At 66.6% G+C, this 18933-nt stretch carries 20 protein-coding genes and 1 pseudogene; 9 read left to right on the plus strand and 12 right to left on the minus strand.

Annotation, left to right across the window (positions count from 1 at the left end; all coding sequences use genetic code 11):
* The 5 genes and pseudogenes from SP6_RS06640 to SP6_RS06660 form a co-directional block, all read right to left on the minus strand.
* A pseudogene (locus SP6_RS06640) lies at positions 1-181 on the minus strand (metalloendopeptidase); the annotation flags it as partial.
* Between the two features lie 5 nt (positions 182-186).
* Entirely contained in the window at positions 187-609 is a 423-nt protein-coding gene (locus tag SP6_RS06645) for a 23S rRNA (pseudouridine(1915)-N(3))-methyltransferase RlmH (RefSeq protein ID WP_007405721.1), read from the minus strand.
* An 18-nt stretch (positions 610-627) separates the two neighbouring features.
* On the minus strand, positions 628-1032 hold the full coding sequence (rsfS, locus tag SP6_RS06650; protein WP_037569085.1) for a ribosome silencing factor: 405 nt from the start codon (positions 1030-1032) through the stop codon (positions 628-630).
* A 12-nt stretch (positions 1033-1044) separates the two neighbouring features.
* Positions 1045-1644: a nicotinate-nucleotide adenylyltransferase gene (locus SP6_RS06655; RefSeq protein ID WP_007405714.1), complete on the minus strand. Its 600-nt coding sequence runs from the start codon at positions 1642-1644 to the stop codon at positions 1045-1047.
* On the minus strand, positions 1641-2915 hold the full coding sequence (locus tag SP6_RS06660) for a glutamate-5-semialdehyde dehydrogenase (RefSeq protein ID WP_007405662.1): 1275 nt from the start codon (positions 2913-2915) through the stop codon (positions 1641-1643). The genes SP6_RS06655 and SP6_RS06660 overlap by 4 nt, the downstream gene beginning before the upstream one ends.
* Before the next feature lie 229 nt (positions 2916-3144).
* Here SP6_RS06660 and SP6_RS06665 point away from each other — a divergent pair, with 229 nt between their 5' ends.
* On the plus strand, positions 3145-5889 hold the full coding sequence (locus SP6_RS06665) for a [protein-PII] uridylyltransferase (RefSeq protein WP_007405675.1): 2745 nt from the start codon (positions 3145-3147) through the stop codon (positions 5887-5889).
* A gap of 484 nt (positions 5890-6373) precedes the next feature.
* On the opposite strand, the gene infC is transcribed toward SP6_RS06665, so the two are convergent.
* The 5 genes from infC to SP6_RS06690 all read right to left on the minus strand — a co-directional run bounded on the left by infC (position 6374) and on the right by SP6_RS06690 (position 11225).
* Positions 6374-6907 (minus strand): translation initiation factor IF-3, encoded by a 534-nt coding sequence (gene infC, locus SP6_RS06670; RefSeq protein ID WP_037569087.1) that lies wholly within the window; start codon positions 6905-6907, stop codon positions 6374-6376.
* A 114-nt stretch (positions 6908-7021) separates the two neighbouring features.
* Complete coding sequence (gene thrS / locus SP6_RS06675) at positions 7022-9025, minus strand: threonine--tRNA ligase (protein WP_037569092.1); 2004 nt, start codon at positions 9023-9025, stop codon at positions 7022-7024.
* Between the two features lie 157 nt (positions 9026-9182).
* The gene (locus tag SP6_RS06680) at positions 9183-9392 is read right to left on the minus strand and encodes a con-10 family general stress protein (protein WP_007405631.1); all 210 of its coding nucleotides are present in this window, start codon (positions 9390-9392) and stop codon (positions 9183-9185) included.
* 238 nt (positions 9393-9630) lie between these two features.
* The gene (locus SP6_RS06685) at positions 9631-10374 is read right to left on the minus strand and encodes an SIMPL domain-containing protein (RefSeq protein WP_161797716.1); all 744 of its coding nucleotides are present in this window, start codon (positions 10372-10374) and stop codon (positions 9631-9633) included.
* Positions 10375-10409: 35 nt separating this feature from the next.
* Positions 10410-11225, minus strand: a complete 816-nt coding sequence (locus SP6_RS06690; protein ID WP_007405749.1) for an LD-carboxypeptidase — start codon at positions 11223-11225, stop codon at positions 10410-10412.
* 74 nt (positions 11226-11299) lie between these two features.
* On the opposite strand from SP6_RS06690, the gene SP6_RS06695 reads away from it, so the two are divergent.
* From SP6_RS06695 to SP6_RS06730, 8 genes are all read left to right on the plus strand, one after another.
* A complete protein-coding gene (locus tag SP6_RS06695; protein ID WP_007405686.1) occupies positions 11300-12685 on the plus strand; it encodes a UDP-N-acetylmuramate--L-alanine ligase in 1386 nt (461 codons plus the stop codon).
* An 80-nt stretch (positions 12686-12765) separates the two neighbouring features.
* Positions 12766-13020 carry a DUF6356 family protein gene (locus SP6_RS06700; protein ID WP_037569095.1) on the plus strand — a complete coding sequence of 85 codons (255 nt, stop codon included), beginning with the start codon at positions 12766-12768 and terminating at the stop codon, positions 13018-13020.
* A gap of 250 nt (positions 13021-13270) precedes the next feature.
* Positions 13271-14005, plus strand: coding sequence for an alpha/beta fold hydrolase (locus SP6_RS06705; RefSeq protein ID WP_007405706.1), 735 nt, complete (start codon positions 13271-13273; stop codon positions 14003-14005).
* The gene (locus tag SP6_RS06710) at positions 14002-14763 is read left to right on the plus strand and encodes a tetratricopeptide repeat protein (RefSeq protein ID WP_007405711.1); all 762 of its coding nucleotides are present in this window, start codon (positions 14002-14004) and stop codon (positions 14761-14763) included. Before SP6_RS06705 ends, SP6_RS06710 begins: the two co-directional genes overlap by 4 nt.
* Positions 14764-14867: 104 nt before the next feature.
* On the plus strand, positions 14868-15284 hold the full coding sequence (locus SP6_RS06715) for a VOC family protein (protein WP_007405720.1): 417 nt from the start codon (positions 14868-14870) through the stop codon (positions 15282-15284).
* 9 nt (positions 15285-15293) lie between these two features.
* Positions 15294-16010 (plus strand): hydroxyacylglutathione hydrolase, encoded by a 717-nt coding sequence (gene gloB, locus SP6_RS06720; protein ID WP_007405704.1) that lies wholly within the window; start codon positions 15294-15296, stop codon positions 16008-16010.
* A 40-nt stretch (positions 16011-16050) separates the two neighbouring features.
* Complete coding sequence (locus SP6_RS06725) at positions 16051-16479, plus strand: hypothetical protein (protein WP_007405698.1); 429 nt, start codon at positions 16051-16053, stop codon at positions 16477-16479.
* Positions 16479-16841, plus strand: coding sequence for a hypothetical protein (locus SP6_RS06730; protein WP_007405645.1), 363 nt, complete (start codon positions 16479-16481; stop codon positions 16839-16841). Before SP6_RS06725 ends, SP6_RS06730 begins: the two co-directional genes overlap by 1 nt.
* Positions 16842-16895: 54 nt before the next feature.
* Here the strand turns inward: SP6_RS06730 and hslU are convergent, their stop codons facing one another.
* The gene (hslU, locus tag SP6_RS06735) at positions 16896-18194 is read right to left on the minus strand and encodes an ATP-dependent protease ATPase subunit HslU (protein WP_037569097.1); all 1299 of its coding nucleotides are present in this window, start codon (positions 18192-18194) and stop codon (positions 16896-16898) included.
* A gap of 12 nt (positions 18195-18206) precedes the next feature.
* Entirely contained in the window at positions 18207-18749 is a 543-nt protein-coding gene (gene hslV, locus SP6_RS06740) for an ATP-dependent protease subunit HslV (protein WP_037569098.1), read from the minus strand.
* Positions 18750-18933 lie beyond the last annotated feature (184 nt).

Consider the following 18933-nt stretch of genomic DNA (forward strand, 5'->3'; position numbering starts at 1 on the left):
CCTTGGCCTCGGCGGCGGCGGCGGCATCGCGCTCGGCCCCAGCCCGCTGTTCCAGACCCCGCGCGCGGGCCTGCGCCGTCGCCGCCCCCGCCCGTGCCTCGGCCAGCCGCCGCTGGTCCGCGGCGATGTCGGTCGCCCCCAGCAGCAGCAATCCGCTCAACCCCACGAGCCGCCGCCGCACGCGCGTCATCCCTCGCGGTGATAGGGGTGGTTGGCGAGGATGCTCGTCGCGCGAAACAGTTGCTCGGCCAGCATCGCGCGCGCCATCATATGGGGCCAGGTCGCCCTGCCATAGGAAATCAGCAGGTCGGCCCGCGCCCGGTCGGCGTCCTCGAACCCGTCCGCCGCGCCGATCATGAAGCGGCATTCGCGCACGCCGTCATCGCGCCAGCGTTCCAGCCGACGCGCAAAATCCATCGAGGAGAGATTCTCGCCCTTTTCGTCCATCAGGACGAGGCGCACCTGCCCTTCCAGCGGCGGCACCTTGCCGCCGGTATCGGGCAGTTCGGTCACCCGGGTCGGCCAGCCGATGCGCTTGATATAGCGGTCGACCAGCTCGGCCTCTGGCGAACGGCCGATTCGCCCGCGCGCGACGATATGCAGCAGCACGGGCGGGCTTTCAGCGGATCAGGGGTTGCGGTCGGCGGGACTCGCGGGCGGCGTCGGCGCATCGCCGAACGCCCACATGCGCTCCAGATTGTAGAAGGTGCGCACCTCGGGCCGGAACAGATGGACAATTACGTCGCCCGCGTCGATCAGCACCCAGTCGGCGGTCGGCAGACCTTCGATCCGCACCGAGCGGCCGAACTCCGCCTTGATCTTCTCAGCGAGCTTCATCGCCATGGACGCGACCTGCCGGGTCGAACGACCGCTGGCGATCACCATAAAATCGGCAATCGACGATTTGCCCGCGAGCGGGATCGAGATCGTCTCCACCGCCTGGTCGTCGTCGAGCGAGGCGAGAATGAGGCGGTGCAGCGCCTCCACCTCAGCAGGATCGGACGGACGCGGCGATTGCGGGGAAGTGGCCAAGTGAGCTCCTGTTCAGGGGACGTTTCGGCCCATATGCCGAAACCAGTCCGGATCGCGGGCCCGAAGGCCCGTGGCGGAAGTCGGGTCGGGGCGGAAGCGCAACAGCACGAAGGCCGGCAAACTCCACATCGTCCAGTTCTTCGCCTGGCCCGGACGCCTCTGGAAACGTCTGAACCAGCCCAGCGCGGGTGTCGCGTGGGCGGCAGCATTGTACCCCGGACGGCCGATAACCGCAATCGGGATCGCGCGCGCAATCGATCGCCATCCGCGCCAGCGATGAAATTGCTCCAGATTATCCTCCCCCATCAACCAGATGAACCGGTGGCCGGGATAGCGCCGGATGATCGCGCGCACGGTGTCGAGCGTGTAGCGGGTATGCAGTTCCCGCTCGATCGCACTCGCCCGGATCGGCGCACGCCGCGCCATCTGATCCGCCGAGGCGAGCCGCGGGGCAAAGGGGGCCATGTCGCTGGCCCCGTCCTTCAACGGGTTTCCGGGCGACACCAGCCACCAGACTTCGTCGAGGTCGAGCGCGCGGATCGCGTCCAGCGTGATGCGGCGGTGGCCGCGATGGGCGGGATTGAACGACCCGCCGAGCAGGCCGATCTTCATCCCTGAGCTTGCGCGCGAATCTGGCCCGTGCCGCGCCCGATCCATTTGTAGGTCGTCAGCCCCTCCAGCGCGACGGGCCCGCGCGCATGCAGGCGCCCGGTGGCGATGCCGATCTCGGCCCCCAACCCGAATTCGCCGCCATCGGCGAACTGGGTGGAGGCGTTCCACAACACGATCGCACTGTCGACTTCGGCCAGGAAGCGTTCGGCGACCGCTTCGTCCTCGGCCAGGATCGCATCGGTATGGTGCGATCCATGTGCGGCGATATGCGCCATCGCGGCCTCCACGCCATCAACCAGCGCGACGCTGGCGATCGCATCGAGATATTCGGTATCCCAGTCCTCGGGCGTCGCGGCTTCCAGGCCGGGGACAATCTCACGGACCGCATCATCCCCGCGCACCGTGCATCCAGCATCCACCAGCGTCGCGATCAGCGCGGCGGCATGGCAGTAAGCGCGATCGATCAGCAACGTCTCCATCGCACCGCAAATGCCGGTGCGCCGCATCTTGGCGTCGCGCACCACCCGCTCCGCCATGGCATGATCCGCCGAGCCATCGACATAGACATGGTTGATGCCATCGAGATGCGCGAGGACAGGCACCTTCGCCTCGGCCTGGACCCGCGCGACCAGGCTCTTGCCTCCGCGCGGGATCAGTAGGTCGATCAGCCCGCTGGCCGCCAGCATCGCGCCCACCGCCGCACGGTCGGTGGTGGGGACCAGTTGCACGGCATCCGCCGGACCGCCCGCCGCCGCCCAGCCCCGGGCAAAGGCGGCATGGAGCGCGCGGTTGCTGTGCACCGCCTCCGACCCGCCCCGCAGGATCGCAGCGTTACCCGCCATCGCACAGAGCGCGGCGGCATCGACCGTGACATTGGGGCGACTCTCATAGACGATGCCGATCACCCCCACCGGCACGCGGACGCGCGAGAGGTGAAGGCCATTAGGCCGCGTGCGTTCGTCGATCCGCTCGCCCACCGGATCGGGAAGGCTCGCCACCGCTTCCACGCCGGCGACGATGCCGGCGATCCGCGCCTCGTCCAGCGTCAGCCGATCGAGCATGGCGGACGACAGGCCGTTGGCGGCCCCCGCCTCGACATCGCGGGCGTTGGCCTCCAGCACGGCCGGGATCGCATCACGGATCGCCTGGGCGGCGGCGCGCAGGGCTTCGGCCTTGGCGGCGGTAGGCATCTGCGCGAGCGTCCGCGCGGCGGCGCGGGCGCGTTGCCCCATGTCGGCGATCAGGGAGGGGATATCGTGATGGTCGGCCATGCGGGAGGCGGTATCATGGTCGGGCGACGCGCCCAAGCATCCGAATCTTCCTCCCCTGCAAGGAGAGGGGAATCAGCGAAGCGGGTGGAGGGGTGTCACCGCTTCCGATCAACGCCCTCGCTTGCCGGGGCATCCCTCCGTCAGGCCTGCGGCCTGTCAGCCCCCTTGCAGGGGAGGAATAGGCGCGACCCCACTCCATTTGTTCATCACCAATCCCTATGAAGGGCCCATGCACAGCCGTTTCGAATCCCTTCCCAACCGCCGCACCATCGTCGATCGCCGCGCCCTTGCCGAACAGGTGGCCGCGCTCGGCATCACCGGGCCGCAGGGGCGGACGCTGGTCACGCCGGTGCTTCGCGCCGCGCTCGACGCCGGGCGGCAGGAAGTGGCGCGGCGGCTGGCCATCCACCCTTCGCGCGGGCTGGAAGCAGCGGCGGCGCAGGCTTACCTCACCGATCAGATTCTCAGGGTGTTGTTCGATTTCACCACCGACACCCTCTATCCGCTCAGCAATCCTACGGCGGGCGAGCGCCTCACCCTGATCGCGGTGGGCGGCTATGGCCGGGGCGAGATGGCGCCCTATTCGGATGTCGATATCGGTTTCCTCACCCCCTTCAAACAGACGCCGCACGCCGAGCAGGTCATCGAATCGATGCTCTATTCGCTGTGGGACCTGGGGTTGAAGGTCGGCCATTCCAGCCGCTCAGTCGATGAGATGATCCGCCAGGCCAAGGCCGATGTCACCGTCCGCACCGCGTTACTCGAAGGGCGGTTCCTGTGCGGCGATCAGGCGCTTTATGATGAGGCCGCGCGCCGCTTCAAGGCGGAGATCCAGACCGACTCCCACCGGCAGTTCATCGCCGACAAGCTGGCCGAACGCGACCTGCGCCACCGCAAGATGGGCGACACCCGCTATGTCGTCGAACCCAATGTCAAGGAGGGCAAGGGCGGCCTGCGCGATCTCCATGCGCTCTTCTGGATCGGCAAGTACGTCTATGACGTCGACCGCGCCGCCGACCTGATCGACCGGGGCCTGTTCACCCGCGAGGAATATCGCCAATTCCACCGCGCCGACAATTTCCTGTGGGCGGTACGCTGTCATCTCCACACCATTACGGGCCGCGCCGAGGATCGTCTCACCTTCGACGTACAGCGGCAGATCGCCGAACGGATGCGCTTCTCCGACCGACCCGGCAAGGCCAAGGTCGAGCGGTTCATGCAGCTCTATTTCCTGCAGGTGAAGACGGTCGGCGCGCTGACCGGCGCGTTCCTGGCGCATCTGGATGAGCGGTTCGCGGCGCGCGGGCATCGTTTCGGCCTGCCCACCATCCGCCGTCGCCCGCGCCGGTTGAACGGCTTTGTCCTCGATCGCGGGCGGCTCGCCCTGCCGCGCGATGATTTCTTTCAGGAGGACCCGGTCCGGTTGATCGAGATATTTCAGCTCGCCGACCGTTACGAACTGGAGGTCCATCCACTTGCGGTGCGCGCCGCCTCACGCGATGCCAAGCTGGTCGACGATGTGCGCGACGACAGCCGTGCCAATGCGCTGTTCCTCGACGTGCTGACCTCCCCGCGCGACCCTGAACTGGTGCTGCGCTGGATGAACGAAGCGGGCGTCTTCGGCCGCTTCGTGCCCGATTTCGGGCGCGTCGTGGCGCAGATGCAGTTCGACATGTACCATCATTACACCGTCGACGAGCACACCATCCGCGCCCTGGGGCTGCTCGCGCGGATCGAGCGGAAGGAACTGGTCGAGGAACACCCCGTCGCCTCGGCGATCATCGGCCAGATCGTGTCCCGGCGCGTCCTCTATGTCGCGGTGCTGCTCCATGACATCGCCAAGGGGCGTGGCGGCGACCATTCCATCCTGGGCGCCGCCGTGGCCGAACGGCTCTGTCCGCGCCTGGGCCTGACCGAGGCGGAGACCGAGACGGTGGCGTGGCTGGTCCGCTGGCATCTGCTGATGTCGGCGACCGCGTTCAAACGCGACCTGTCGGACTTCAAGACGATCCTCGATTTCTGCGAAACGGTGCAGAGCCCCGAGCGGCTGCGTCTGCTCCTCGTCCTGACCATCGTCGATATCCGCGCGGTGGGGCCGGGCACCTGGAACGGGTGGAAGCGTCAGTTGCTCGCCGACCTGTACGAGGCGGCGGAAGAGGTCCTCCGCCTGGGCCACAAGCAGCGCGGCCGGACCGAGCGGATCACCGCCAAGCAGGCGCGGCTCCGCGAAGATCTGGGCTGGCCCGAGGACCAGTTCGCCGCGCATGTCCGCCGCCTGCCCGAGGCCTATTGGATTGCCGAGCCCGAGGACGTCCTCGCCCACAACGCCCGCCAGATAGCGGCGGCGGGCGATGCGCAACTGTCGATCGATGCACAGGTCTATGGCGAGCGCGGTGCGACCCTGGTGTCGATCTATGCCGCCGACCATCCCGGCCTCTTCTACCGCATCGCGGGCGCGATCCATGTCGCGGGGGGCAACATCATCGACGCGCGCATCCACACCACGCGTGACGGCATGGCGATCGACAATTTCCTGGTGCAGGACCCGCTCGGCCGGCCGTTCGACGATCCGGGACAACTCAGTCGCCTGCGCCGCGCGATCGAGGATGCGCTGGCCAATCGCAACAAGCTGGCGGACCGGCTGGTCGCCAAGCCCTCGGTCCGTCCGCGCGCCGACGCCTTCCCGATCGCGCCCAATGTGCTGATCGACAACCGCGCCTCCAACCGCTTCACCGTGGTCGAGGTCCATGCGCGCGACCGCCCGGCACTGCTCAACCAGCTCGCCCATGCGCTGTTCCAGTCGAAGGTGACGATCCATTCCGCGCATGTCGCGACCTATGGCGAGCGAGCGGTGGACGTGTTCTACCTGACCGACCTGACGGGGGATCGGATCACCAATAGCGGACGGTTGAAGACGCTGGAGAAAAGGCTGCTGGGCGCGGCGGCAGGGGAAGCATTGGAAATTGCGGCTTAACTCCCACACTCCGTTCCGCCTGAGCGAAGTCGAAGGCCACGGGTCAGGCCTCTGCCCCATGCACTTCGACTTCGCTCACTGTGAACGGAGGTTGGCGCGGAGAACGCAGAGGTTGTTTTAGGTGAACCGTCCTACCTTCCTCCCCTGCAAGGGGAGGTGGTGGGCCGAAGGCGAGACGAAGGGGCGCCCTGTCCTCACTAGCGGCGAAACCCCTCCGTCCGCTCGCACTGAGCGAAGTCGAAGTGCACGCCCCGGGGCATCACTCAACGACGACCTGAACAGGCGTATTCCCTTGGCCTTCGACTTCGCTCAGGCTGAACGGAGGTTGGAGCCAGGCATGGCTCTACCCATCACGGCGTCGCGCGAACAAAACCCTCTGCGCCCCCTGCGCGGACAAAAACGAAAACTCCCGGCGGCCCACAGGGCCACCAGGGGTTTCGAAAACATCACGCAACCCGAGGAACCACCCCCGAGTCGCCTTGCATCACTTCGGCGCCAGCACCATCAGCATCTGGCGGCCTTCCATGCGCGGATAGGCTTCGACCTTGGCGACCTCGGCAACCTGCTCGGCGACGCGCTGGAGCACGTTCATGCCTAGCTGGCCGTGGCTCAGCTCGCGACCGCGGAAGCGCATGGTGACCTTCACCTTGTCGCCCTCGCCGATGAATTCGACCACCTTCTTCATCTTGGTGTCGTAATCATGGTCGTCGATGTTCGGACGCATCTTGATCTCCTTGATCTCCTGCGTCTTCTGCGACTTGCGAGCGAGGTTCGCCTTCTTCTGCGCCTCGTACTTATACTTGCCGACGTCGAGGAACTTGGCGACGGGCGGATCGGCGTTGGGCGACACTTCGACCAGGTCGAGGCCGAGTTCCTGGGCCTGCGCCATCGCCTCGCGCGTGTACATCACGCCAAGGTTCTCGCCCTCATGGTCGATCACGCGAACCTTGGGGCTTTGAATCCACTCGTTGAACCGAGGACCGTTCATCGGCGGCGCCTGCATCGGACGGCGCATCATGGGAGGACGTATGGGTATTTCTCCTGTAGCAATTTCTGCTTCAATATAGGCGATCGGGCACAAATTTGAAAGGGCGAGACAAACGTCCCGCCCTTTCCTTCAGCTTATGAGGATTCAGCCGCACAGATCGGGCGGAGTCGCTTCCCCGCGCAGCGTGGCGATAGCTTCGTCCAGCGTCATCACCTCCTGCGCCTGACTGCCCAGACGACGGACGGCGACCTTGCCTTCCTCGGCCTCGCGCTTGCCGACAACCAGCAGCACCGGGACCTTGGCGACCGAGTGCTCGCGCACCTTGTAGTTGATCTTCTCGTTGCGCAGATCGGTCTCGACCCGGATGCCCGCCGCCGCCAGCTTGGCCGCCGCCTCTTCCGCGTAACCGTCCGCATCCGACACGATCGTTGCGACCACCGCCTGCACCGGTGCCAGCCAGACGGGGAAGCGGCCCGCATAATGCTCGATCAGGATGCCGATGAACCGCTCATAAGACCCGAAGATCGCGCGGTGGAGCATGATCGGGCGATGCCGCTCGCCATCCTCGCCGATGTACGACGCGTCGAGTCGTTCGGGCAGCACGCGGTCCGACTGGATGGTGCCGACCTGCCAGGTCCGGCCGATCGCGTCGGTCAGATGCCATTCGAGCTTGGGCGCATAGAAAGCCCCCTCACCCGGCAGTTCTTCCCAGCCATATTGCTCGGTCGCGAGCCCCGCCGCGACGACCGCATTGCGCAGTTCCTCTTCGGCCTGGTCCCACATCTCTTCGGTGCCGAAACGCTTCTCGGGGCGCAGCGCCAGCTTGATCGAATAGGTGAAGCCGAAATCCTTGTAGATCCGGTCCGCCAGTTCGCAAAAGGCGCGGACTTCCTCGACGATCTGGTCCTCGCGGCAGAAGATGTGCGCGTCGTCCTGGGTGAACTGGCGCACGCGCATCAGGCCGTGCAACGCGCCGTGCGGCTCGTTGCGGTGGCAGCAGCCATTCTCGTAGAAGCGCAAGGGCAGGTCGCGGTACGACTTGATCCCCTGGCGGAAGATCAGGACGTGCGCCGGGCAGTTCATCGGCTTCAGCGCCATCCACTGCGCATCGTCCGAGACCAGCGGGCCTTCGTCCTCGGTGTTCGGCACTTCGTCGGGGATGACGAACATGTTTTCGCGATACTTGCCCCAGTGGCCCGACTGCTCCCACTGGCGCGCGTCCATGACTTGCGGAGTCTTCACTTCGCGATAGCCGGTCGCGTCGATCGCGCGGCGCATATAGGCCTCCAGCTCGCGCCAGATGCGATAACCCTTGGGATGCCAGAAGACCGAGCCATGCGCCTCCTGCTGAAGGTGGAACAGGTCCATCTCGTTGCCCAGCTTGCGATGGTCGCGCTTGGCCGCTTCCTCCAGCCGGGTCAGATGCTCGGCGAGCTGCTTCTTGTTGAGCCAGCCGGTGCCGTAGATACGGCTGAGCATCGCGTTCTTCTGGTCGCCGCGCCAGTAAGCGCCCGACACGCGGGTCAGCTTGAAGGCATTGGGATCGAGCTTGCCGGTCGAGGCGAGGTGCGGCCCCCGGCACATGTCGAGCCAAGCGTCCTCACCCTTGCCGGCGCGATAGACGGTCAGCTCCTCGTCATCGGGCAGTTCGGCGGCCCATTCGGCCTTGAAGCTTTCCCCTTGCGCCTTCCAGCGCTCGATCAGTTGTTCGCGGGTCCACACCTCGCGGATCAGCGGCTCGTCTTTCGCGATGATCTTGCGCATCTCGGCTTCGATCGCGGGCAGGTCCTCCTCGGTGAAGGGGCGATCCTTGGGCGCGAAATCGTAGTAGAAGCCGTCATCGGTCACTGGGCCGAAGGTGATCTGCGTGCCGGGGAACAGCGCCTGCACCGCCTCGGCCAGGACATGCGCATAGTCATGGCGCGCGAGTTCGAGCGCGTCGGCCTCATCCTTCGCCGTCACCAGCGCCAGCGCGGCGTCGCCCTCGAACGGGCGCATGATGTCGCGCAGCTCGCCATCGACGCGCGCGGCGATCGCGGCCTTGGCCAGCCCCGACCCGATCGCGGCGGCGATGTCCGCGGGAGTAGTTCCGGGCGCGACCTCACGGACGGAACCGTCGGGCAGCGTGATACGGAACATCGCGGACATGATTACTCTCTCGATAAATGCGGATGATGCGCGGGCGGTCGGCCCGGCGCGCCGCTATATAGGGAAGAATAATCGTCAGGTATATGGGGTGGGGAAAGTGGGCAAACGGGCGGCGATGGTCCGCGCCACCGCCGCCCGAAAACGATCTGACGATGTATCAGCGACCTTGCTGACCGCCGCCGCTGCCGCCGCCATGGCTTGCCTGGCCGCCCTTGGATCCGGCCTCCGCCGCGCGTTCGGGATCGTTCTTGAAGTTGCCGCCGCTTTCCTGGCCGCCCTTGCGACCCGCTTCGGAGGCCTTTTCGCGGTCGTTGGCGAAATTGCCCGGATTGTTCTCGCGGCCGCCGCCGCCATTGCTGTCTGCCATGCTATCTCTCCTACTGCACCCCCGCAGCGAGATAGACGACGGCACCCGAGCTTAAGTTTCTGAAATCAGTCCAATAATAATATTCTGCATAAGCAGCGTTCCGTAACGTGCTTTATGGAGCGAAGCGGCATGCCCGGGGCGGATCATGACCCAAATCATTATCCGCATCAGAGGACCGAAAGACATTCATCATGCCGGACGCGCGATATTTCTGGCCCACCGCGCGTCCGCGCTTGCCTTATTGATCGATTGCGTAAGCCACCATCACGTTCACGTTGGTCTGAATCGGCGCCGGGGACAGATCGATCCGGATCGGCTCGGGGGCCGGCGGCGGCGGGGGCGGCGGCGGGGCCTGGGGCGCCCGCGCGGCGGTGACTGTGATCGTCGTGTCGCGAAAGCTGCCATCCTGGACGCGGATCAGCGGCCCCAGCTTGGCGCCCGAGCCCTCGGCGATCAACTGGGCCTGCGCCTTGGCGCTCGCCAGGGCGACGCGCATCGCCTGTTGCCGTGCTACGGTGTCGTCGCTCAGCCAATAGCGTTGCAAGCCGGCATCCAAGCCACCCAGTCGCCCGATCAGGCCGACCAGCGTGCCCGCATCACCGATCCGGGGCGTGTCGATCGACACGGGCATGGTCGCGACATAGCCCAGGATCGCGCAGGGCCCGGTCGAGAGCTGCGCTTGGCCATAGCTGTTCTGGGTGCATTCGCGCGAGCGGACCGGCGCGATGTCGAAGTCGGAGGCGTGCAATTCCATCGCCCCGCGCAGCAGTCCTTCCGCACCGTTACGAATGGCCTTGGCACTGTCGCGCAACTTGGCCGTCGCCTCGTCGGAGGTCGCGCCTTCACCGCGCACCCGATAGGCGACGGTCACGCGATCGGGCGGTGTCTTGGCCGTGCCGGTCGCCGACACCTGGATTTGCGGGGGCGTGGTGGTCTGGGCGATGGCGCCGCTCGCCGACAGGGCCAGGAGGATTCCGATCATCCGTCTCTTCATGTGCACGCTCCCTGCTTGATCCGTCACGCGATCCCGAACGGGACGAGATGATTGTCCTGGGTGTGCCCCACCCGCGCCCGGCCGAGATAGGGCACCCCCATTTCGCTGCACCAGCGCTGGATCATATACTCCAGCGTCTCGCCCCATTCGGGCTCGTTCTCCTGCACGTTGCTCACCGCGCCCAGCCGGACGCCGGCCACGCCCTTCAATTGCGTGGCGTTGGCCATGGTGAACAGCATCCGGTCGACCGCATACATATGCTCGGACACTTCCTCGATGATGAGGACATGGTCGGTCAGGTCAGGGAGCCAGGGCGTGCCGGTCAGCGCATGGAGAATCGACAGGTTGAACGCCGCCGCCGGGCGTCCGTCAAGCCCAGGCTCCAGCCCCTGCCGGTCGCCGCTCGTGAACCAGCCGAGCGAACGCGCCACCGTCACGTCGCCATGCTGGCGCCTTATGTCGCTCGCCATCGGGCCATGCACCGGCCGCCCGATCCGCCGGGCATAAAGCGCTGCCAGCACGAAGCCGAGATCGGAATAGCCGATATAGGTCTTGTGCCCCGCCGCCGCGTTAAGGTTGGGCATGACCCGCGAGAGGATTCGATTCGATCCATATCCGCCGCGCAGGAACCAGATCGCGTCGATGCCGGGATCATTGGCGAATTCGAGGAAAGCCGAGGCGCGGCGCTCGTCATTCCCGGCGAAATGCCCGTCCTGTTCATAGCATTGCGGGTGGAAGATCAGGTCGACGTCTGGATAGGCGATCGCGGCGAAGGCGCTGACCGGCGCTTCGGCGGCGGGATTGCCGATGCTGGCGGGGGCGAGGATTCCGATCTTCATTTCAGCGCGTCCCCCACATCCGTCACCCGACCGGGCATTGCCCTGCAACCACAACTCGCCGATAGCGTGGGCCCATGACCAACGGCAATTCCTGTTTTCTGGTAGGCATCGGCGGATCGGGGATGATGCCGCTGGCCATGATCCTGCGCGCGCGAGGCTGGACGGTGGCGGGCTCCGACCGGGGGCTCGACCAAGGGCGGGTCGCGGCCAAGTTCGACGCGCTGCGCGCCGCCGGGATCGCGCTGTTCCCGCAGGACGGGTCGGGCGTGACCTCGCCCGATCAACTCGTCATCGCCTCCGCCGCGGTGGAGGAGACGGTACCCGACATCGTCGCGGCCAACCGCCTCGGCTGCTCGCGCGCCACCCGCGCGCAGATGCTGGCGGGCCTGTTCAACGAGAGCGCCCTGCCGATCGGCGTGGCCGGGACCAGCGGCAAGTCGACCGTCACCGGCATGATCGCCTTCATCCTGCACGCGACGGGGCGCGATCCGACCGCGATGAATGGCGCGGTGATGAAGGACTTCGTCTCGCCCGACAGCCCCTTTGCCAGCGCGCTGGTGGGTGCAGGCGATGCGTTCGTCAGCGAGGTGGATGAAAGCGATGGCTCGATCGCGCTCTACAACCCCGCGATCGCGGTGCTCAACAATGTCAGCCTGGACCACAAGTCGCTCGAGGAATTGCGCACCCTGTTCGGCGGCTTCGCAGGCCGGGCGCGTCATGTCGTCGCCAATGCGGGCGATGCCGAAACGGCGGCGCTGCTGGCCGACATTCCCAACCTGACGACCTTCGCGGTTGAAGGTGCGGCCGATCTGGTGGCCGAGGCGCTGAAGCCCGAACCCTTCGCGATCGGTTTCGACCTGGTGACGGGCGGTGCCGGCTATCATGTCCGCCTGTCGGTGCCAGGCCGCCACAATGTCTCCAACGCGCTGGCCGCGATCGGGGCCAGCGTGGCGGCGGGCGTGCCGCTGATCGATGCGATCCGCGCGGTCGAGCGCTTTACCGGACTGAAGCGCCGGTTCGAGAAGGTCGGCGAGGCGAACGGCGTGACCGTGATCGACGATTTCGGCCACAACCCCGACAAGATCGCCGCGACGCTCGACACGCTCCACGCCTTTCCCGGCCGGTTGCTGATCCTATTCCAGCCGCATGGCTATGGCCCGCTGAAGGTGATGCGCACCGAGCTGGTCGACAGCATCGCCGCGCGAATGAAGCTCGGCGACGTGCTGGCGATGCCCGACCCGGCCTATTTCGGCGGCACCGTCGCGCGCGAGGTGACCAGCGCCGACATCGTCGCGGACCTTCGAGCCAAGGGCGTGGATGCCCGCCATATCGCCGACCGTGCGGCGGCGGCGGATGCGCTGGTCGCGGAGGCCAAGCCCGGCGACCGCATCGTGGTGATGGGCGCGCGCGACGACACGCTCAGCCTGCTCGCACAGGAGATGGTGGAGCGGCTTGGCTAAGCCAAGTGACCATCGGCGGTTTGGTCAATCCCCATCGCCGTGATAGGATCGGTGCGAACGGCCATAGGAGAGCGTCGATCATGTTCCGTCGCCTGTTTACCGAGCATCCCGAAAGCGTCGGCGAGAGCTATGCCGAGCATTTCGGCGTCGCGGCGCGGTTCGGCGCGATCATGATCGTCGGTGGCCTCGGCGCGCTGGTCCATGCGGTGGTGCCGGGGCTGTGCACCACGACCGGCAGCGACACGATCGCCCGGCTTCATGCCGAGATGGTGGCTAAGCGCCGCAAGCAGCAAGCGGCGCAGACCCAGATGAAAAGCGTGGAATATGTGATCTGAGGGATTACGGCCCTCTCGGTTCACTTCGATCCCACGCCCCGTTCAGCCTGAGCCCAGTCGAAGGCCACATCACGAACTTGCCTCCGGGCCAAGGGTAAGGGATTCCCTTGGCCTTCGACTGCGCTCAAGCTGAACGGGGGTCAGGGCATCCTTGCTCAGACAGCGCGGCGGTCGGGTTGAACATTGGATGGGATGCACATCAGGCACGCTCCCGGTTCCCATCGCCCGGCGCAGCCCCTAAATCCCGGTCATGACCGACACCCCCGCCCCCACGCCGCGCCCCAATCTCGCCTATCACTGGACCGAGGGCGAAGGGCCTGCGATCGTCTTCCTGCCCGGCTATGCCTCCGACATGCAGGGGTCGAAGGCGGTGGCGCTCGAACAATGGGCGCGAGCGAAGGGGCGCGCCTATCTGCGCTTCGACTATGGGGGCTGCGGCCAGTCGGAGGGGGCGTTCGAGGATCAGGCGCTGGCCGACTGGCGCGACGATGTCGTCGCCATGCTCGACGATGTGGTGAAGGGCCCCGCCGTGCTGGTGGGATCGTCGATGGGCGGCTGGCTGATGCTGCTCGCCGCGCGCGCCCGGCCCGAACAGGTCAAGGCCCTGGTCGGGATCGCGCCCGCCCCCGACTTCACCGACTGGGGCTTTTCTACCGAGGACAAGATGGCGCTGCTCCAGGTCGGGCGGCTGGAGCGGCCCAATCCTTATGGCCCCGCGCCCACCGTCTATACCCGCCGTTTCTGGTCGTCGGGCGAGGCCAACCGGCTGACCTTCGCGCCCATCGCGTTCGATGGCCCGGTCCGTCTGCTCCAGGGGATGGAGGACCGCGACGTGCCCTGGCATCGCACCACGCATCTGGCCCAGCTGTTCCGTTCAGCCGATGTGCAGACGATCTTGGTCAAGGATGGAGACCATCGGCTGTCGCGGGAGCAGGACATCGCGCTGCTGATCCGCAGCGTAGAGGATGTGTTGAGCCCGCTATGATCCTGTTGCCCCTCGCGCTCGCCGCCGCCGTCCAAGCCCCGACCAAAACCACCGCCCTCCCCGCCGATCCGCGCGAGGCGCGGCATGACCGCTGCGTCGCGACCGCCACCCGCGATCCCGCCGCCGCACGGGCCGAGGCGGGGCGCTGGCAATTGGCGGGCGGCGGCTATTTCGCGCAGCAATGTCTGGGGATCGCCTATGCCACCGAGGGCAATTGGGCGGCGGCGGCCAATGCTTTCGAACAGGCGGCGCGCGCGGCGGAGACGAGCGGCGATGTCCGCGCCGCCAATTACTGGGCTCAGGCGGGCAATGCCTTTCTGGCGGGCGGCGATGCCAGCCATGCCCGCGCCGCGCTCGACGCCGCACTGGCATCGGGCAAGCTGACTGGCTTCGAACTGGGCGAGGCGCTGCTCGACCGGGCGCGTGCGCTGGTCGCGGGCGGACAGCCGGCGGCGGCGCGTGTCGATCTCGACGCCGCGCTGACCCACATCCCCGCCGACCCGCTCGCCTGGCTGTTGTCGGCGACGCTGGCGCGGCGGACGGGGGACCTGCCCCGCGCGAAGAAGGATATCGCCGAGGCGCTGGCCCGATCGGCCGATGACGCCAATGTCCAGTTGGAGGCGGGCAATATCGCCGCCGCCGGTGGGGACGAGACCGGCGCGCGCAAGGCCTGGAGCGAGGCGGCCCGGCTTGCCCCGCCCGACAGCCCGATCCGCGCGACCATCGCCAAGGCGCTCGCGCAATTCCCCTCTCGCTGAGCCTTATCTCAGGTCAAGGTTGCCCGGAATATTTGCGGCTAGGACGGCTCCGTCCCCCAAAGGCCGCCCAACCGGCCCGCCCCGTATGACAGGCAGGAGATCCGATGCGTTACCTCCATACCATGATCCGCGTCAGCGATCCTGACGCCACCATCCGATTCTTCGAACTGCTGGGGCTGAAACAGGTGCGGCGGATCGACAATGAAGGCGGGCGCTTCTCGCTGATCTTTCTCGCGGCCCCCGGCGACGAAGGGCGCGCCGAGGTCGAGCTGACGCATAATTGGGATCCGGAAATCTATACCGGCGGCCGCAATTTCGGGCATCTCGCCTACCGCGTCGACAATATCTACGAGACGTGCCAGCGGTTGATGGACGCGGGCGTGACGATCAACCGGCCGCCGCGCGACGGGCATATGGCGTTCGTCAAGACGCCCGACGGCATCTCGATCGAACTGTTGCAGGACGGTGCGCTGCCGCCGGCCGAACCCTGGGTCTCGATGCCCAATGTCGGTAGCTGGTAAAGGCAGGCCATGGAAATCATCCGAGTCCCCGTCCTTTCCGACAATTATGCCTGGCTGATCCATGACGATGGCCAGACTGTCGCGCTCGACCCCGGTGAGGCCGCGCCCGTTGCGGCGGCGGCGGCGGCGCGCGGCTGGACCATCGGGCAGGTCTGGCTGACCCATTGGCATCCCGACCATGTCGGCGGCGCGGCCGAGTTGCGCGCGGCCGGTGCCCATGTCGCCGGCCCGGCGGCGGAAGCGGCCAAGATCAACGGGCTCGACACGCTGCTGGCGGAAGGCGATCGGATCGCGGTCGGATCGCTGGACGCGACCATCTGGTCGGTGCCGGGGCATACGGCGGGGCATATCGCCTTCCATCTGGCCGATCGTGCGGTGATCTTCACCGGCGACACGCTGTTCGCCATGGGCTGCGGCCGGTTGTTCGAGGGGACGGCGGCGCAGATGCACGCCAATATGCGCCGCTTCGCCGCGCTGCCCGAGAATACCCGCGTCTATTGTGGGCACGAATATACCCTGTCCAACGCGCGCTTCGCCGCAGTGGCCGAGCCGGACAATGACGCGATCGCCGCGCGGCTGGCCGACGTCACGGCGATGCGGGAGGCGGGCGAGCCGACCATCCCGACGACGATCGCGCTGGAGCGGGCGACCAACCCCTTCCTGCGCTCGGTCGATGCGCAGGAACTGGCCGAACGGCGTGCAGCCAAGGACGCGTTCAAGGGTTAGACAAGTGTTACAGGGGAACCAACCGAAGGAGGCGAAGACGATGCGTGGTCTGACGATGCTGTCCCTGGCGTTCCTGTTACCGGCGATCGCCGGCTGTACCCCCACCCCGGCCGAACAGGCGCGGATCGATCAGCGCCAGGCGACCGAGCGCGCCGATCTGGACAAGGCGCTGCGCGGGCTAACCCCGCAAAAGCCGACCCAGTGCATCGGCCAGTATCAGACGCGGCAGGTGACGGCCTATGGCCCGACCATCGTCTACACCCTCTCGCCCCGCCTGAAATATGTCAGCGAGACGCAAGGCGGATGCGAGACGATCGGCCAGCGTGGCCGCAACGACATTCTGGTCACGCGCACCACGACCGGCCAGCTCTGTGCCGGCGACATCGCGCAGACGGTCGACCGGGTGTCGGGCTTCTTCACCGGCAGCTGCAGCTTCGGGCCGTTCGTGCCCTATCGGGCGGGCAAGTGATGCGCGCGCGTCTTGCCTTGGTGGCGGCGCTCGGCATGACGCTGATGGCGGCCAAGTCCGATCCGTTCGCTGGCCGCGTCGCGGGGCCGCCGGCCCAATGCGTCGATACCAGCACGACCCTGTCGGGGCCGGTGATCGCCGATACCGACATCATCACGATCAACGCCGGCAAGCGCATCTGGCGCGCGAAGGTCCGCGGGCAATGCGCGCAGATTCAGCCGTTCAATACGCTGATCGTCGATCGCTGGGGTTCGCAGCTCTGCCGCAACGACCGCTTCCGGGTGGTGCAGCAGGGCATGTCGATCCCATCGCAATGGTGCTTCTTCGACGGGTTCGTGCCCTATGACCGGGTAACGAAATAGGATCAGGTTTCGGGCGGGATGGCTCGGTGAGATACCGGGCCACCCCCCACCCGATCACAGAACGAACCGGCTCAGATCGGTATTGCGCGCCACCGCCGACAACTGGCTATCGACATAGGCGGCATCGATGGTCAGCGTGGTGCCCTGACGATCCTCCGCCTCGAAGCTGATGTCCTCCAGCAGCTTCTCCATCACCGTCTGCAGCCGCCGCGCGCCGATATTCTCAACCTGCGCATTCACTTCCGCCGCGATGCGCGCGATGGCGGCGATGCCGTCCTCGGTGAAGGAAATCTCCACCCCCTCGGTGCCGATCAGCGCCTTGTACTGCGCCGGCAGCGACGCCTTGGTGTCCGACAGGATCGCAACGAAATCGCCCTCGGTCAGCGCCTTGAGTTCAACCCGGATCGGCAAGCGGCCCTGAAGTTCGGGCAATAGATCGGACGGCTTGGCGACGTGGAACGCCCCCGACGCGATGAACAGGATATGGTCCGTCTTCATCGGGCCGTATTTGGTCGAAACGGTGGTGCCCTCGATCAGCGGCAACAAGTCGCGCTGCACACCCTCGCGACTCACCGAGCCGCCGCGCACGTCCGAGACCGCGATCTTGTCGATCTCGTCGAGGAAGACGATCCCATTCGCCTCGGCATCGGCCAGCGCGGCGCGACTCACTTCATCTTGATCGAGCCGCTTATCGGCCTCTTCCTCGACCAGCTTCGTCCAGGCGGCGCCGACGGTCAGCTTGCGGCGCTTGAGCGGCTGGCCGCCGCCGAACGCCTTGCCCATCATCTCCGACAGGTTGATCATCTGCGGCGCGGCGCCCGGGATCTCGAACGGCATAGCCGGGGCCTGTTCCAGTTCGATCTCGATCTCGGTCTGATCGAGATGGCCGTCGCGGAAGCGCAGGCGGAAGGCTTCGCGCGTCGCCTGGCTCGAATCCTTGCCGACCAAGGCGTCAAGCAGGCGGTTCATCGCCGCTTCTTCGGCCTTGTCCTTCACCGCCACCCGGCGGCGTTCCTTTTCCAGCCGGATCGCTTCCTCGACCAGGTCGCGCGCGATCTGTTCGACGTCGCGGCCGACATAGCCGACCTCGGTGAACTTGGTCGCCTCGACCTTGACGAAGGGCGCGTCGGCCAGCTTGGCCAGACGGCGGCTGATCTCGGTCTTGCCGCACCCCGTCGGGCCGATCATCAGGATGTTCTTGGGCGTCACTTCGTCACGCAGGTCCGCGCCCAGCCGCTGGCGGCGCCAGCGGTTGCGCATGGCGACGGCGACGGCGCGCTTGGCGTCGGCCTGACCGATGATATGCGCGTCGAGCGCGGCGACGATCGCCTTGGGGGTCAACTGGTCGTTCATGGGAACCTTGATTTACTGCGCGCCGTCGATGGCTTCGAGCGTGACGCGGTCATTGGTGTAGACGCAGACATCGGCGGCGATCGCCATCGCCTTGCGCGCGATCGTCTCGGCATCCTGTTCATAGTCGTCGAGCGCCCGGGCTGCGGCGAGCGCGTAATTGCCGCCCGAGCCGATCGCGCAAATGCCGTTCTCCGGCTCCAGCACGTCGCCATTACCGGTCAGGATCAGCGTCACGTCCTTATCGGCGACGATCATCATCGCCTCCAGGTTGCGGAGGAACTTGTCGGTTCGCCAGTCCTTGGCGAGTTCGACCGCCGCGCGCAGCAACTGGCCGTTGTGGCGTTCCAACTTGGCCTCCAGCCGCTCGAACAGGGTGAAGGCATCAGCCGTCGCGCCCGCAAAGCCGCCGATGACCGAGCCATCGCCCAAGCGCCGGACTTTCCGCGCATTGGGCTTCATGACCGTCTGGCCCATCGAAACCTGACCGTCTCCGGCCACTACCACCCGGCCGCCGCGACGGACCGAGCAAATCGTCGTGCCATGCCAAGTGGGCATGGCGTGTTCATTCCCGCTCATGCGCGGCGATATGGAGGTAGGGTTGCGTAGGTTCAATGGAAGGGATTTCCCCACCGCCGTTCAGCCTGAGCGAAGTCGAAGGCCAAGCGTAAATGTAGCGGTCGCGCGCCCAATCCTCCCCGGTACGGGGAGGGGGACCGCCGCGAAGCGGTGGTGGAGGGGG

Origin of the sequence: Sphingomonas paucimobilis NBRC 13935, from assembly GCF_000739895.2 — a bacterium.
Taxonomy (GTDB): domain Bacteria; phylum Pseudomonadota; class Alphaproteobacteria; order Sphingomonadales; family Sphingomonadaceae; genus Sphingomonas; species Sphingomonas paucimobilis.

Bases quoted from the DNA above. Each gene is read 5' to 3' on its own strand.
- SP6_RS06690 (WP_007405749.1), bottom strand. From the start codon at position 11,225: ATGAAGATCGGAATCCTCGCCCCCGCCAGCATCGGCAATCCCGCCGCC.
- SP6_RS06705 (WP_007405706.1), top strand. From the start codon at position 13,271: ATGACCGACACCCCCGCCCCCACGCCGCGCCCCAATCTCGCCTATCAC.
- SP6_RS06665 (WP_007405675.1), top strand. From the start codon at position 3,145: ATGCACAGCCGTTTCGAATCCCTTCCCAACCGCCGCACCATCGTCGAT.
- infC (WP_037569087.1), bottom strand. From the start codon at position 6,907: ATGATGCGCCGTCCGATGCAGGCGCCGCCGATGAACGGTCCTCGGTTC.
- SP6_RS06730 (WP_007405645.1), top strand. From the start codon at position 16,479: ATGCGCGCGCGTCTTGCCTTGGTGGCGGCGCTCGGCATGACGCTGATG.
- SP6_RS06685 (WP_161797716.1), bottom strand. From the start codon at position 10,374: ATGATCGGAATCCTCCTGGCCCTGTCGGCGAGCGGCGCCATCGCCCAG.
- gloB (WP_007405704.1), top strand. From the start codon at position 15,294: ATGGAAATCATCCGAGTCCCCGTCCTTTCCGACAATTATGCCTGGCTG.
- thrS (WP_037569092.1), bottom strand. From the start codon at position 9,025: ATGTCCGCGATGTTCCGTATCACGCTGCCCGACGGTTCCGTCCGTGAG.
- SP6_RS06700 (WP_037569095.1), top strand. From the start codon at position 12,766: ATGTTCCGTCGCCTGTTTACCGAGCATCCCGAAAGCGTCGGCGAGAGC.
- SP6_RS06710 (WP_007405711.1), top strand. From the start codon at position 14,002: ATGATCCTGTTGCCCCTCGCGCTCGCCGCCGCCGTCCAAGCCCCGACC.
- SP6_RS06695 (WP_007405686.1), top strand. From the start codon at position 11,300: ATGACCAACGGCAATTCCTGTTTTCTGGTAGGCATCGGCGGATCGGGG.
- SP6_RS06725 (WP_007405698.1), top strand. From the start codon at position 16,051: ATGCGTGGTCTGACGATGCTGTCCCTGGCGTTCCTGTTACCGGCGATC.
- SP6_RS06660 (WP_007405662.1), bottom strand. From the start codon at position 2,915: ATGGCCGACCATCACGATATCCCCTCCCTGATCGCCGACATGGGGCAA.
- SP6_RS06680 (WP_007405631.1), bottom strand. From the start codon at position 9,392: ATGGCAGACAGCAATGGCGGCGGCGGCCGCGAGAACAATCCGGGCAAT.
- SP6_RS06655 (WP_007405714.1), bottom strand. From the start codon at position 1,644: ATGAAGATCGGCCTGCTCGGCGGGTCGTTCAATCCCGCCCATCGCGGC.
- SP6_RS06715 (WP_007405720.1), top strand. From the start codon at position 14,868: ATGCGTTACCTCCATACCATGATCCGCGTCAGCGATCCTGACGCCACC.
- hslU (WP_037569097.1), bottom strand. From the start codon at position 18,194: ATGAACGACCAGTTGACCCCCAAGGCGATCGTCGCCGCGCTCGACGCG.
- hslV (WP_037569098.1), bottom strand. From the start codon at position 18,749: ATGCCCACTTGGCATGGCACGACGATTTGCTCGGTCCGTCGCGGCGGC.